The sequence below is a fragment of the Streptomyces sp. NPDC006733 genome, assembly GCF_040636125.1.
Classification (GTDB): Bacteria; Actinomycetota; Actinomycetes; order Streptomycetales; family Streptomycetaceae; genus Actinacidiphila.
Genome location: NZ_JBEYJD010000016.1, coordinates 83,468 through 97,346, shown reverse-complemented (window position 1 = coordinate 97,346; position 13,879 = coordinate 83,468). Strand labels below are relative to the sequence as shown.

Below are 13,879 nucleotides of genomic sequence, written 5' to 3'. Positions count from 1 at the left end.
CGAGGTGTCAGTGGGGGCGCCTAGACTCGGGAGGCGATGAGCAGCCTCTTTGACGACAGCTTCCTGGCCGACCTCCAGGCCCCCGACCACGCGTCGGAATCCGTCCCGCCGCCCCCGGAGCACGGCTCCGCGCACGGGCCGGACGATGCGGCGGACGACCTCTTCGGGGGGCGCTTCAACGGACCCCCGCAAGGCGGCCGGGACGCGTACTACCGGGATGGGGCCGCCCGCCCGGCGGTCGACCCCGCCCAGCTCCTGGAGGGGCTGAACGAGCAGCAGCGCGCCGCCGTCGTGCACGCGGGCGGGCCGCTGCTCATCGTCGCGGGCGCCGGCTCGGGCAAGACGCGGGTGCTGACGCACCGCATCGCCCACCTGCTGGGCACCCGCGGGGCGCACCCGGGGGAGATCCTCGCGATCACCTTCACGAACAAGGCCGCGGGCGAGATGAAGGAGCGCGTCGGCGACCTCGTCGGCGCGCGCGCCAACGCGATGTGGGTGATGACCTTCCACAGCGCGTGCGTGCGGATCCTGCGCCGCGAGAGCAAGAAGCTCGGCTTCACCTCCAGCTTCTCGATCTACGACGCGGCCGACTCCAAGCGGCTCATGGCGCTCGTCTGCCGGGACCTGGACCTCGACCCGAAGCAGTTCCCGCCGAAGTCGTTCAGCGCGAAGGTCTCCAACCTCAAGAACGAGCTGATCGACGAGGAGGACTACGCCCGGCAGGCGGAGAACCCCTTCGAGAAGCACGTCGCCGAGGCGTACGCGCTCTACCAGGCGCGGCTGCGCGAGGCCAACGCCCTGGACTTCGACGACATCATCATGACCACGGTGCACCTGCTCCAGGCGTTCCCGGACGTCGCCGAGCACTACCGGCGCCGCTTCCGCCACGTCCTCGTGGACGAGTACCAGGACACCAACCACGCTCAGTACACCCTGGTGCGCGAGCTGGTCGGCACCGGCGACGACACCGCCGAGCTGTGCGTGGTGGGTGACGCGGACCAGAGCATCTACGCCTTCCGCGGCGCCACCATCCGCAACATCCTCCAGTTCGAGGAGGACTACCCGCAGGCGACGACGATCCTGCTGGAGCAGAACTACCGCTCCACCCAGACGATCCTCACGGCCGCCAACGCCGTCATCGAGCGCAACGCGGGCCGCCGAGCGAAGAACCTGTGGACGGACGCCGGCGACGGCCCCGTCATCACCGGCTACGTGGCCGACCACGAGCACGACGAGGCGCAGTACATCGCCGAGGAGATCGACCGGCTGACGGACGCGGGCGACTCCCGCCCCGGCGACGTCGCCGTCTTCTACCGGACCAACGCCCAGTCGCGTGTCTTCGAAGAGGTCTTCATCCGCGTCGGGCTGCCCTACAAGGTCGTCGGCGGGGTGCGGTTCTACGAGCGCAAGGAGGTCCGCGACATCCTCGCGTACCTGCGCGTCCTGTCGAACCCCGAGGACACCGTCCCGCTCCGCCGGATCCTGAACGTGCCCAAGCGCGGCATCGGCGACCGGGCCGAGGCGATGATCGACGCCCTGTCGCTGCGCGAGAAGATCTCCTTCTCGCAGGCGCTGCGCCGGGTCGACGAGGCCTACGGCATGGCCGCCCGCTCCTCCAACGCGGTCAAGAAGTTCAACGTGCTGCTGGAGGAGCTGCGCACCATCGTCGAGTCGGGCGCCGGTCCCGCGACCGTGCTCGAAGCGGTGATGGAGCGGACGGGCTACCTGGCGGAGCTCCAGGCGTCCACGGACCCGCAGGACGAGACGCGCATCGAGAACCTCCAGGAACTCGCCGCCGTCGCCCTGGAGTTCGAGCAGGAGCGGGCGGCGGCGGAGGACGCGGAGCCCGGCACCCTCTCGGAGTTCCTGGAGCGCGTCGCGCTGGTCGCCGACTCGGACCAGATCCCGGACGACGAGGAGGGGGGCGGCGTCATAACGCTGATGACGCTGCACACCGCCAAGGGCCTGGAGTTCCCGGTGGTCTTCCTGACCGGCATGGAGGACGGGGTCTTCCCGCACATGCGGGCCCTGGGGCAGGCCAAGGAGCTGGAGGAGGAGCGCCGGCTGGCGTACGTCGGCATCACGCGGGCGCGCGAGCGGCTGTACGTGACGCGGTCGACGATGCGCAGCGCATGGGGCCAGCCCTCGTACAACCCGGCCTCGCGCTTCCTGGAGGAGATCCCGCCCACGCTGATCGACTGGAAGCGGACCGGCCCGCCGGCCGGGCCGGGGGCGGCGATGTCCGCCGCGGCCTCGTCGCTGTCGTCCTCGCGGTCGAAGGCCGGCCCCAAGGGCTTCGCGACGCGGCGGGCGACCGACCGCCCGGTGATCGCGCTGACGGTGGGGGACCGGGTCACGCACGACCAGTTCGGCCTCGGCACGGTCGTCGGGGTCAGCGGCAGCGGATCCGAGGCGCAGGCGACGATCGACTTCGGCGAGGAGAAGCCGAAGCGGCTGCTGCTGCGGTACGCGCCGGTGCAGAAGCTCTGAGGGCGGTTCGTCGGGATTTTCGGCGGGCTGCTGATCGGGCTGGGACGGCTGCGGCCGTCCCAGCCTTGTGTTTTCCGGGTGGTAGCGGTCAGCGGGGGTCGAGGCCGTGGGCGCGCAGCCACGGCAGCGGGTCGATCGCGGTACCGCCGCCCGGCCGGACCTCGAAGTGCAGGTGCGGTCCCGTGGTGTTGCCGGTGTCGCCCGAGTACGCGATGACCTGGCCGGCCTTGACCTTGCCCGAGCGGATCTTGGTGCTGCTGAGGTGGCAGTACCAGGTCTCGGTGCCGTCGGCGGCGGTCACTATGGCCATGTTGCCGTAGGAGTTGTTCCACTGCGTGCGGATCGTGCCGTCGGTCACGGCCGACACCGGCGTTCCGGGGTCGACCGGGAAGTCGATGCCGGTGTGCAGGGCCATCCAGTTGACGCCGGACTGGCCGTAGTACGCGCTCAGTCCGCGCTGCGCCACCGGCAGCAGGAACTTCGGCCGCAGGGCCTCCTTGCGCGCCGCCGCGTCGGCCTTCGCCTTCTTCGCGGCGGCCTCGCGGTCCTTGAGGTCGATCCGCTCCTGCGTACGGCTGGCGCGGGTGGCGAAGTCGTCCGCGTCGGAGGTGACTCCGGCGAGCTGCGTGTCGAGCTTCGAGACGGGCGCGTTGGTGGCGGTCTTGGCGGCCGCCTCGGTCGAGGCCGAGGCGTGGGCGCCGGGTACGTCGGTGATGGCCGCGGCGGCGCAGGCCGCCACCCCCATGACGGCGACGGACGGCACCGCGATGGTCAGGAGCGCGGAGCGCTTCGCGGGCCGCTTGCGGCGGCAGCCGTTCCCGCCGCCGCGCGGGGCGGACGGGACCACCGGGGCGGGGGCGAGCTCGGCCTCGGGCGCGGGGTCGTACGCGTCATCGGACTCGTACTCGGCTGCGGAGTCGAGACCGTGCCCGTGCTCGGGCTCCGGTTCGTGCGCGGTCTCCGGCTCGTACGGGTACGCGGCGGCCGACCCGTTCGGGGCGTCGGTACCGTACGCGGTCCCGTAGGCGTTCTCGTACGTGTCCGTCCACTCCGCCACGGGCTCCGGCGCGTAGCCGTGCTCGACGTGGGCGGCCTGCTCGGGAACGGCGTAGACGCCGGTGTCCCACGACATCGCGTCGTACGTGCCGGTCGGGTAGCTGCCGGTGTCCTGGCCGGGGGCGTTGTAGCCGTAGGCCGGGTACTGGCCGGAGTCCCACTCCTGCTGCGGCTGCTGCACCTGCTGCTGCGGCTGCTGGTACGGATCGTGGGAATGAGGCGGGAACTGCGGGGCAGGCTCCTGGTACGTCGGGTAGCTGCCCGTCCCGGTCTGCGCCTGCCAGAAGCCGCTCGCGTCGTAGCTGCCCGTTTCGAAGGCGGACGCGTCAGGCGTGTCGTAGCCGTGCTGTGCGGGCTGCGGGACGAACGCGTAGCTGCCCGTGGTGCCCTGGTCCGGGGTGCCGGCCATCGCTCCGAAGAGCGGGTCGCCGTCGGCGAAGGTAGTGCCGATGTTCTGGTACGAGCCCGTCGCATACGGGTCGTAACCGTAAGCACCGTAGTCGGGGGCGTACCCCGACGGGTGTCGATCGTTCACCGCCTACTTCTCTTTCGCCTCGGCAGCAGGAGAATTAGCGGTGACTGTAGCCCCCTACCCCCGACGGCGACAATCTTCGGCGGCTTCCGGATCCGCACAATGCGTTGTGTTCGAATTGAATTCGACGCCTATGCCGCGTTCTCCGCCCCCGTCGCGAGCTCCTCGCCGAGGAGCGCCTGCCGTATCCCCGCCGCCACGGCGGCGTGAACGGGCAGTGAGAGATGCCCGATTCCGGCGACGTGGACGTTGTGGACCACCAGGTCGGGGTGGTCGATGCGGGCGGTTTCCGCCGGGATCATCAATTGGTCCAGGTCGCTCCAGAAGGCGACGAAATGCGTGCGACAGCCCGGTGCGGGCTGGGTCAATTCCTGCAGAAGGCCCGAACCCGGGCGCATTTGCCGCACGATCGGGTGCGGTGCCAGCAGCGGGGCCAGCCGCGTGCCCGAGTGCGGCGTTCCCAGCGTCACCAGCGTGCGTATCCGGGCGTCGCCGCCGAGGCGCTGCACGTAGTAGCGGGCGATCAGACCGCCCAGGCTGTGGCCGACGACGTCCAGCTGCCGCTGCCCGGTCTCCGCGCAGATCTGTTCGACGTGGCGGCCGAGCAGGACGGCGGCCGTGCGGATGTCGCAGCTCAGCGGCGAGTAGTTCAGCGCCTGGACGTGCGTCCACCCGTGGTTGCGCAGCGAGCGGCGCAGGAAGGTGAAGACCGAGCGGTTGTCGACGAAGCCGTGCAGCAGCAGGACGGGGCGGTGCGCCGGGGCGGCGGCCAGCTCTCGCGCCGCGCCGGAGTCGGCGGGCGCCTGCGCTGTCCGTGCTGTCTTCGGCCGGGCCGTCTTCGCGGTTCGCGCCGGCGGGTGCGTGGGTGGGTCCGCGGGTGGGTCGGTCCTCGGGGCCGGTCCGGTGCCGGAGGGAGATCGTTCGGGGAGGATGCCCGTCGGATAGAGGAGCAGGTGGCCGGTCAGGATGACGAGCTCCAGCACGGCGGCTCGAACGACGGCTGTACTCCGTAGCCAGCGGCCCGTGGCGACGGATCCGAACGACTGGGCGCTCATGGCGCACCTCCCGAACGGCACGACGGGAGACAGCTCCGTCCCCCGTGTGCCCTAGTCCCCCATGTCCGGAGAGCCGTCTTCCCAGCCCCCGCCTCTCCGGGAAATGCATCGGGCCCGCGGATCGACCTCCGGCGGAACGGAGGACGGCGGCGGGCCCAACGTGTTGCGAACGTGTCCCTTCGTGTGATTTCCCCCTCGGTCCGCACCGCGAAACTGTCGGGTACGGGATGCTGGAGATAACGTTCGTTCACACTCGGTCCCGCTCGTGGTCCCGCTCGGCCGGCGATGGCGCCGGCAATGTCATGGAGGCAGTGATGGGAGTGTCCGGTCCGATCCGCGTGGTGGTGGCCAAGCCGGGTCTCGACGGTCATGATCGCGGGGCCAAGGTCATCGCCAGGGCGCTGCGCGACGCCGGCATGGAGGTCATCTACACCGGCCTCCACCAGACCCCGGAACAGGTGGTCGACACGGCGATCCAGGAGGACGCCGACGCGATCGGGCTCTCCATCCTCTCGGGCGCGCACATGACGCTCTTCGCGAAGGTCCTGGACCTGCTGAGGGACCGCGACGCCCTGGACATCAAGGTCTTCGGCGGCGGCATCATCCCCGAGGCGGACATCGCCCCGCTCAAGGAGCTCGGCGTCGCGGAGATCTTCACCCCCGGCACGCCGACCACCGACGCCGTCGCCTGGGTCCGCGCCAACGTCCGCCAGGGCGCCGAGGCCTGAGCCGGCCCCGCCCCGAGCCCGGCCCGTTCATCGGGCCGGCGGGGGCGGGTCCCGCGGGTCCAGTTCCGCCAGCATCTCGCGCCGTAGGCGCAACGTGCTGACCAGCCGCTGGAACGCTTCCGCCCAGTAGCTGCCCGCTCCGGGCGACCCGTCGTCCGGCTCCTCCGTGACGGCGGTCAGGGCGGTGAGCCGCTCCGCCTCCGCCGGGTCCAGACACCGTTCGGCCAGGCCCATCACCCCGCTGAAACTCCACGGATAACTCCCGGCGTCCCGCGCGATGTCCAGGGCGTCGACCACGGCCCGGCCCAGCGGCTCCGCCCACGGGACGGCACAGACGCCGAGCATCTGGAACGCCTCGGACAGCCCGTGCGTGGCGATGAAGCGGGCCACCCAGTCCGCCCGTTCCTCCTCCGGCAGGATCGACAGCAGCTTGGCCGGGTCGCCGACCGCCGCCACCGGGGAGGCAGGTGCCGGCGGCGGCCCGAGCAGGGCGCGGGCCCAGGCGGGGTCGCGCTGGCGCACCGCGGCTCGGCACCAGGCGGCGTGCAGGTCGGGCTGCCAGTCGTCGGCCACGGGCAGCGCGATGATCTCCTCGGCGCCGCGCCCGCCGAACCGCGCGGTCCAGGTGGCCAGCGGCGCCGCTTCCACCAGCTGGCCGAACCACCAGGCGCGCTCGCCGCGGCCGTTGGGCGGATGCGGGGCGACTCCGTCCCGCTCCATCGCGGCGTCGCACTCGTACGGCGCCTCCACCAGGATGCCGATCCCCGGCACGTTCTCCCCGGCGCCCAGTGAGACGCAGCTGCGGGCCCGCTCGGCCATCCGCGCGGCGAGCGCGGAGCCGGGCAGCGCGGAGAGCAACTCGGCGGCGGTCGCCCGGACGTTGCGGCTGCGGTCGGTCAGCGCCTGCTCCAGGAACGGCTCGTCGGCGGGCGACAGGCCCGCGCGCAGCGAGTCGAGGAACATCAGCCGGTCCTCGGCCCGCTCAGCGGTCCACGTCGACCGCAGCAGGGCGAGCGCGCCCGCCGCGTCCTGGCCGCGCAGCCGGGTCAGCAGGGCGACCCGTTCGGCGAACAGGCCCTCGTCCCACAGCCGCCGGACCGCCGCCGGATCCCCGGCCGCCGGCTCCAGGCCCCGGACCCCGGCGCGCAGCGCGAACCTCCAGTCCGGGTTCAGCTCCGCCAGCCACAGCGCCCGGGGGCCGGCCAGCGCCAGCGCGTCGGTCCGCAGGTCGGTCCTGGCGCGGGCCGCGTCCAGCAGCTCCGGCAGGAGCGCGGGCGGCGCGGCATAGCCGTGCCGGCCCGCGGCCGTGAGCCACTGCGGCAGCAGCTCGGCGAGGTTGGGCGCGGTGCCGCGGCGGCCGGACGAGCCGCCCGCCGAACGGTCCGCCAGCAGCATCGCCAGCCGGCGGCGGGCCGCCTCGGGCAGTACCGGCCGCGGGTCGTGAGCCGCGGGCAGCGGCCGCTCCCGGGCGACGGCGGGGCGCAGTCCCGCGCGGCGGCGCACGGTGCCGATCGCCGCCGCGTCGAGCAGTTCGGCCGCCGGGTCCTGGCCTTCGTACGGCTCCGCCGAGGTGGGCGGTCTGCGACGGTCCGTACCGAGCAGCGCGCTTCCCACCAGGTCGCTCCAGCCGGTGTTCATCATGCCTCCGCGTTCCTCTCGATCGGGACTGGCTTCCGGTGCTGCCGGACCGGGCCCCGCAGGGCCTAGGGAGTGTCTTCACATCGGCGTCGTCCGCCCGGAGGGCGGGGTCGGCGGGGTCTGGTGCGTGCGATCGCAAGGCGGAGGAGGGAGTCCACGCGGAGCGTAGGCGACCGACGACAACGCCGCGAGCGTGCGTGCCAGACCCCGTCGGCCAGACGAGGATGTGAAGACACGACCTACAGCGGGACGGGCACGGCGTCCGGACCCCAGGCGGTGAGGGGGCGGACGCCGGTGTGGCCGAGCTCGGCGAAGAGCGTGACCGGGTGGCCGCCGGAGACGGCGGCGAGCCGCCACGGGCTGCGGCCGGCGATCGGCAGCGCGTCCCGCCCGTCGGCGTCGGCGAGCTGCCAGCCGCCGGAGTCGGTGCCGGGTACCGGGATGACCCCGGACAGGACGACGGGCCAGGCGTCGAGCCACGGGTCGTCCGCGAGGGCGGCCCCGTACGCGGCGAGGGCCGGGCCGACCGGGACGCCCGCCGGGACGGCGCCGGGCGCGGCCGGACCGTGGCTCTCGCCGAGCACGGCGCGCAGCGGGCGCGCCGCCGGGTGGAAGGCGATCTCCGCGTCCAGGCTCAGCCCGACCGGGAGCGCCTGCTCGGGCGCCCGGCCGGCGGCGCCGAAGGCGAGCAGCATCGCGATCCGCCCCGACCGGGCTCCGTGCAGCCAGATCCGGCGGGTCGTCAGCCGCTCGTCCGACGTGTCGAGTTGGCAGAGCACCAGCCAGCGGTCCCGGACGGTGGGGCCGGCCAGCAGCTCGGCCGCGTCCGTGGTGAAGCCGACGCGGGCGCGCACCGTGGCGGCCAGCGGCCCGGGCAGCCGCTGCTCGGCGAGGTACCCGCGGGTGAGGAGGTGGAGCAGCGCGGACTCCTCCAGCAGCCGCGAGGGCCAGTCACCGCCCCCGGCGGCGACCGCGCCCAACTCCCGGACCCGGCCCGCCAGCCCCGGCGCCTGCGCGTCCACCATCCGGGCCGCGATCTCGTCCCACTTCTGGTAGCCCTCCCGGTCGGCGCCGGCCAGCCCGCCGCGCAGCAGGTCGGTCAGCCGCTGCTCCAGCTCCGTCACGCCCGCCGTCACCCGCTGGGCGCGCCGCTCGGCCCGCCGCCGCGCGGCCTCGGGATCGGCGGGCTTCGCGGGGCCGGCCGCGGCGGCCTGCGCCTTCTCCCGCCGGCTGTCGAGCCATTCGGTCACCCACGCCGGCGCCTCCGCCGGGCCGACGCCGCCGCCCGGCGCCCCGGACCACAGCAACAGCAGCCCGAGCGCGTGCTTGCAGGGGAACTTGCGGCTCGGGCAACTGCACCGGTAGCCGGGGCCCTTCGTATCGACGACCGTCTGGTACGGCTTGCTGCCGCTGCCCGCGCACAGGCCCCACACCGCACCGTCCGCCGCACCCGTACCGGACCACGACGCGGGCAGGGCGAGCCGGGTCCCGGCCTTGCGTGACGCAACGTCAGGAGCCAGCGCCAGCACCTGATCCGTACTCCACCGTTCCTCCATGGCACGACCGTAGGCGCCCCCACTGACAATGCGTCCGACCTGCACTTTCACCCGTTGTCAGTGGTGTGGTGCATGGTGGAAATCACCGCGGGACCGAGGGGTCGCGCGGTATCGGACAGGGGGATTCATGGCAGTCGTGCCCACCGACATCGAGGACGCTCCGGCAGGTGCTCTGCGGCCGCACGCGGAGGACGCCTTCGCCCATGAACTGAAGGCCCTCGCGGCGGCCGACGACCGTCCCCGCCCCTACGGCTGGAACCTCTCACCGTGGGCGGTGGCCCTGTACCTGCTCGGCGGCCCGCTGCCCGGCGGCCAAGGCACGGTCACGCCCAAGTACGTCGGCCCCCGGCGCATCGTCGAGGTCGCCGTGACCACGCTCGCCACCGACCGGGCCCTGCTGCTGCTCGGCGTGCCGGGCACCGCCAAGACCTGGGTGTCGGAACACCTGGCCGCCGCGATCAGCGGCGACTCGACCCTGCTGGTCCAGGGCACGGCCGGGACGCCGGAGGAGGCCATCCGCTACGGCTGGAACTACGCGGAGCTGCTGACGAACGGCCCCAGCCGCCGGGCCCTGGTGGCGAGCCCCGTCATGCGGGCGATGGCCGAGGGCCGGATCGCCCGGGTCGAGGAGCTGACCCGGATACCGGCCGACGTGCAGGACTCCCTCATCACGATCCTCTCGGAGAAGACGCTGCCGATACCCGAGTTGGGGTCGGAGACCCAGGCTGTCCGGGGCTTCAACCTGATCGCCACCGCCAACGACCGCGACCGGGGTGTCAACGAGCTGTCCAGCGCGTTGCGCCGCCGGTTCAACACCGTCGTGCTGCCCCTGCCCGCCTCGGCGGAGGACGAGATCGACATCGTCACCCGCCGGGTCGACCAGCTCGGGCGCGGGCTGGACCTCCCGGCCGTCCCCGAGGGCGCCGACGAGATCCGCCGGGTCGTCACCGTCTTCCGGGAGCTGCGCGGCGGGGTGACCGCCGACGGCCGGACGAAGGTGAAGTCGCCGTCCGGCACCCTGTCGACGGCCGAGGCGATCTCCGTGGTGACCAACGGCCTGGCGCTCGCCGCGCACTTCGGGGACGGCGTGCTGCGGGCGCCCGACATCGCGGCCGGCATCCTGGGCGCGGTCGTCCGCGATCCGGCCGCCGACCGGGTGATCTGGCAGGAGTACCTGGAGACGGTGGTGCGCGAGCGCGAGGGCTGGAAGGACTTCTACCGCGCCTGCCGGGAGGCGAGCGCATGAGTGCGCCCGCCGTCATGACGTCCGCCGTGCCGCCGGGGGAGCCGTCCGCGGGCGGCCCTTCCGGGGTCGCGCTGCTGGGGGTGCGGCACCACGGGCCGGGCTCCGCGCGGGCGGTGCGCGCCGCGCTCGACGCGTACCGGCCGGGAGCGGTGCTGATAGAGGGGCCGCCGGAGGCCGACCCGCTGGTCGGGCTCGCGGCCGACGAGGCGATGCGGCCGCCCGTCGCGCTGCTGGCGCACGTCCTGGACGATCCGGCGCGGGCGGCGTTCTGGCCCTTCGCTGAGTTCTCGCCGGAGTGGGTGGCGATCCAGTGGGCCGCGGGGCACGGCGTGCCGGTCTCCTTCATCGACCTGCCCGCCGCCCACTCCCTCGCGCACCACCCGGCACCGGAGCAGCGGGAGGGGGCGGCCGGTGACGGTACGACGGACGACGGGGCGGCGCAGGCGCTGCGCATCGACCCGCTGGCCGTCCTCGCCGAGACCGCCGGGTACGACGACGCGGAGCGGTGGTGGGAGGACGCGGTCGAGCACCGGAGCGGCGGCGACGACCCGCTGGCACCGTTCGCGGCGCTCGCCGAGGCGATGGGCGCGCTGCGCGAGCTGTACGGCGAGGGCGGCGGCCAGGAGGACGACCCGGCCCGCGAGGCCCACATGCGGCTGCGCGTCCGGGACGCCCGGCGGACGTACGACCGCGTCGCGGTGGTCTGCGGGGCCTGGCACGTCCCGGCGCTGGCCCGGCCGGTGACCGCCACGGCCGACCGGCAGGTGCTCAAGGGGCTGCCCAAGGTGAAGGTCGAGATGACGTGGGTGCCGTGGACGCACCGCCGGCTCTCCCGCCACAGCGGCTACGGAGCGGGCATCGACTCGCCCGGCTGGTACGGCCATCTGTTCGGTGCGCCGGACCGGCCCGTGACCCGGTGGATGACCAGGGTCGCCGGGTTGCTCCGCGCGGAGGACCTGCCGGTGTCCTCGGCGCACGTCATCGAGGCCGTGCGGCTCGCCGACAGCCTCGCGGCCATGCGCGGCCGCCCGCTCGCCGGGCTGAGCGAGACGACGGACGCGATCCGCGCGGTGATGTGCGACGGCTCGGACGCACCGCTGGCCCTCATCAGGGACCGCCTTGTCGTCGGCGACGTCCTGGGCGAGGTGCCGGACAGCGCGCCCGCAGTGCCGCTCGCCCGGGACCTGGCCCGGGAGCAGCGCAGGCTCCGGCTGAAGCCCGAGGCGCTGGAGCGCGACGTGGAACTGGACCTGCGCAAGGAGACCGACGCGGGCCGCAGCCGGCTGCTGCACCGGCTCCGGCTGCTGGGCGTCGACTGGGGCGAGCAGGTCACCTCGCGCGGGGCGACGGGGACGTTCCGGGAGAGCTGGCGGCTGCGCTGGGAGCCGGAGCTGGCCATCCAGGTCGCCGAGGCCGGGATCTGGGGCACGACGCTGCTCTCCGCGGCGACGGCGAAGGCGGAGGAGGGCGCGGTGCGCGCCGGCGCGCTCGCCGACGTGACCGCGCTCGCCGAGCGCTGCCTGGTCGCGGGCCTGCCGGACGCGCTGCCGGTGGTGATGCGGGTGCTCGCCGACCGGGCCGCGCTGGAGACCGACGTCGGCCATCTCGCGCGGGCGCTGCCCGCGCTGGTCCGGTCCGCCCGCTACGGCGACGTCCGCGGCACGGACGCGGAGGCGCTGCGCAAGGTCGCCGAGGGGCTGGCCGAGCGGGTCTGCGTCGGGCTGCCGCCCGCCTGCGTCGGGCTGGACGCGGACGGCGCCGCCGAGATGCGCGGCCACGTGGAGGCGGCGCACCGCGCGATCGGGCTGCTGCGGGCCGACGGCCTCCTGGACCGGTGGTCGGTGATGCTGCGGGGCGTCGCCGAGCGCGACGGGGCGATACCGGGGCTGCTGCGCGGCAGCGCCGCCCGGCTGCTGATGGACGACGGGCGGCTCGACGAGGAGGCCGCCGCCCGGCTGATGGCGCTCGCCCTGTCGCCGGGGACGCCGTCGGCCGAGGCCGCGGCGTGGCTGGAGGGTTTCCTCGCGGGCAGCGGCATGCTCCTCGTCCACGACGAGCGGCTGCTCGCGCTGGTCGACGGCTGGCTCGCCGCGGTACCGGCCGCCGCGTTCGAGGACGTACTGCCGCTCCTGCGGCGCACCTTCGGCGCGTTCGAGTCCGGCGTCCGCCGCACCGTCGGCGAGCTGGTCGCCCGCGGCGCCGCGGGCCGCCCCGGGGTCTCCGCCGGGGACGCCGTGCCCGGGTTCGGCCCGGATCTCGACGAGGAGCGGGCGGCGGCGACGCTGCCGGTGCTGCGGCTGCTGCTGGGGCGCGCGGACGGGCACCCGGCGGAAGGGCACCCGGCGGAGGAGCACACGGAAGAGCGGCAGGGGACGACGGGGGAGAACGCATGAGCGAGGACACGAGAGCCCGCACCACCGCCGACGAACGCGTGCGCCGCTGGCGGCTGGTGCTCGGGGGAGGGGCCGCCGACGGCACGGGGTGCGAGCTCACCGGGAGGGACGCGGCGATGGACCGCACGCTGGGTGCGCTCTACGGGGGAGCCGAGGGAGACGGCGGCGGCGCGGACGGCAGGGCGGGCCGGACGGCCGGCCTCGGCGGCTCCGCGCCGCAGGTCGCCCGCTGGCTCGGCGACATCCGCACGTACTTCCCGTCCTCCGTCGTCCAGGTGATGCAGCGGGACGCGATCGACCGGCTCGGGCTGTCGGCGATGCTGCTGGAGCCGGAGATGCTGGAGGCCGTGGAGGCGGACGTCCACCTCGTCGGCACGCTGCTGTCGCTGAACAAGGTGATGCCGGAGACGACGAAGGAGACCGCGCGGGCCGTGGTCCGCAAGGTCGTCGAGGACCTGGAGAGCCGGCTCGCCACCCGCACCCGCGCGACCCTGGCCGGCGCCCTGGACCGCTCCGCGCGGATCAGCCGCCCCCGCCACCGGGACATCGACTGGAACCGCACCATCCGCGCCAACCTCAGGCACTGGCTCCCGGAGCACGGCACGATCGTGCCCGAGCGGCTGGTCGGGTACGGCCGGGCGTCGCGGGCGGTGCGGAAGGACGTGGTGCTCTGTATCGACCAGTCCGGGTCCATGGCCGCGTCCGTCGTCTACGCCTCCGTCTTCGGGGCGGTGCTGGCCTCGATGCGGAGCATCGACACCAAGCTGGTCGTCTTCGACACCGCCGTGGTCGATCTGACGGACCGGCTGGACGATCCGGTGGATGTGCTCTTCGGCACACAGCTCGGCGGCGGCACCGACATCAACCGCGCCCTGGCCTACTGCCAGTCCCTGATCACCCGGCCGGCGGAGACCGTGGTCGTCCTCGTCAGCGATCTCTACGAGGGCGGGATCCGGGACGAGATGCTCAAACGGGTGGCCGCCATGAAGGCGGCGGGTGTCCAGTTCGTGGCCCTGCTGGCGCTGTCGGACGAGGGCGCGCCGTCCTACGACCGGGAGCACGCGGCCGCGCTGGCGGCGCTCGGAGCGCCCGCTTTCGCCTGTACACCGGACCTGTTTCCCGAGGTGATGGCCGCCGCACTGGAGAAAAGAGCGCTGCCCGTACCAGAAGCCTGACGCGAGCCTG

Annotated in this window: 9 protein-coding genes; 5 read left to right on the top strand and 4 right to left on the bottom strand. The window is 74.0% G+C overall.

Translation table 11 applies throughout. From position 1 onward, the window contains the following. The first annotated feature begins 36 nt into the window (after positions 1–36). Positions 37–2,490: a DNA helicase PcrA gene (gene pcrA / locus ABZ721_RS16460; RefSeq protein ID WP_358789299.1), complete on the top strand. Its 2,454-nt coding sequence runs from the start codon at positions 37–39 to the stop codon at positions 2,488–2,490. An 88-nt stretch (positions 2,491–2,578) separates the two neighbouring features. Here the strand turns inward: pcrA and ABZ721_RS16455 are convergent, their stop codons facing one another. Together ABZ721_RS16455 and ABZ721_RS16450 are read right to left on the bottom strand one after the other, a co-directional pair. Then, a complete protein-coding gene (locus tag ABZ721_RS16455; RefSeq protein ID WP_358789298.1) occupies positions 2,579–4,081 on the bottom strand; it encodes a peptidoglycan DD-metalloendopeptidase family protein in 1,503 nt (500 codons plus the stop codon). Positions 4,082–4,209: 128 nt separating this feature from the next. Next, the gene (locus tag ABZ721_RS16450; RefSeq protein WP_358789297.1) at positions 4,210–5,133 is read right to left on the bottom strand and encodes an alpha/beta fold hydrolase; all 924 of its coding nucleotides are present in this window, start codon (positions 5,131–5,133) and stop codon (positions 4,210–4,212) included. A 314-nt stretch (positions 5,134–5,447) separates the two neighbouring features. Here ABZ721_RS16450 and ABZ721_RS16445 point away from each other — a divergent pair, with 314 nt between their 5' ends. Beyond that, complete coding sequence (locus tag ABZ721_RS16445; RefSeq protein ID WP_358789296.1) at positions 5,448–5,861, top strand: cobalamin B12-binding domain-containing protein; 414 nt, start codon at positions 5,448–5,450, stop codon at positions 5,859–5,861. A 27-nt stretch (positions 5,862–5,888) separates the two neighbouring features. Here ABZ721_RS16445 and ABZ721_RS16440 read toward each other — a convergent pair whose 3' ends face one another. Both ABZ721_RS16440 and ABZ721_RS16435 read right to left on the bottom strand, forming a co-directional pair. Continuing rightward, positions 5,889–7,502: a DUF5691 domain-containing protein gene (locus ABZ721_RS16440; protein ID WP_358789295.1), complete on the bottom strand. Its 1,614-nt coding sequence runs from the start codon at positions 7,500–7,502 to the stop codon at positions 5,889–5,891. Positions 7,503–7,738: 236 nt separating this feature from the next. Then, entirely contained in the window at positions 7,739–9,055 is a 1,317-nt protein-coding gene (locus ABZ721_RS16435; protein ID WP_358789294.1) for an SWIM zinc finger family protein, read from the bottom strand. Positions 9,056–9,182: 127 nt separating this feature from the next. Between ABZ721_RS16435 and ABZ721_RS16430 the strand changes: the two genes are divergently transcribed. From ABZ721_RS16430 to ABZ721_RS16420, 3 genes are read left to right on the top strand one after another with little or no spacing between them, the layout of a single operon-like run. After that, positions 9,183–10,301, top strand: coding sequence for an AAA family ATPase (locus ABZ721_RS16430; protein ID WP_358789293.1), 1,119 nt, complete (start codon positions 9,183–9,185; stop codon positions 10,299–10,301). A gap of 14 nt (positions 10,302–10,315) precedes the next feature. Further along, on the top strand, positions 10,316–12,694 hold the full coding sequence (locus ABZ721_RS16425; RefSeq protein ID WP_358789359.1) for a DUF5682 family protein: 2,379 nt from the start codon (positions 10,316–10,318) through the stop codon (positions 12,692–12,694). After that, the gene (locus ABZ721_RS16420) at positions 12,691–13,869 is read left to right on the top strand and encodes a VWA domain-containing protein (RefSeq protein ID WP_358789292.1); all 1,179 of its coding nucleotides are present in this window, start codon (positions 12,691–12,693) and stop codon (positions 13,867–13,869) included. Before ABZ721_RS16425 ends, ABZ721_RS16420 begins: the two co-directional genes overlap by 4 nt. Positions 13,870–13,879 lie beyond the last annotated feature (10 nt).

Excerpts from the sequence above, each read along its gene's own strand:
- ABZ721_RS16430 (WP_358789293.1), top strand. The coding sequence starts at position 9,183 with ATGGCAGTCGTGCCCACCGACATCGAGGACGCTCCGGCAGGTGCTCTG.
- ABZ721_RS16440 (WP_358789295.1), bottom strand. The coding sequence starts at position 7,502 with ATGATGAACACCGGCTGGAGCGACCTGGTGGGAAGCGCGCTGCTCGGT.
- ABZ721_RS16425 (WP_358789359.1), top strand. The coding sequence starts at position 10,316 with ATGACGTCCGCCGTGCCGCCGGGGGAGCCGTCCGCGGGCGGCCCTTCC.
- pcrA (WP_358789299.1), top strand. The coding sequence starts at position 37 with ATGAGCAGCCTCTTTGACGACAGCTTCCTGGCCGACCTCCAGGCCCCC.
- ABZ721_RS16435 (WP_358789294.1), bottom strand. The coding sequence starts at position 9,055 with ATGGAGGAACGGTGGAGTACGGATCAGGTGCTGGCGCTGGCTCCTGAC.
- ABZ721_RS16450 (WP_358789297.1), bottom strand. The coding sequence starts at position 5,133 with ATGAGCGCCCAGTCGTTCGGATCCGTCGCCACGGGCCGCTGGCTACGG.
- ABZ721_RS16420 (WP_358789292.1), top strand. The coding sequence starts at position 12,691 with ATGAGCGAGGACACGAGAGCCCGCACCACCGCCGACGAACGCGTGCGC.
- ABZ721_RS16445 (WP_358789296.1), top strand. The coding sequence starts at position 5,448 with ATGGGAGTGTCCGGTCCGATCCGCGTGGTGGTGGCCAAGCCGGGTCTC.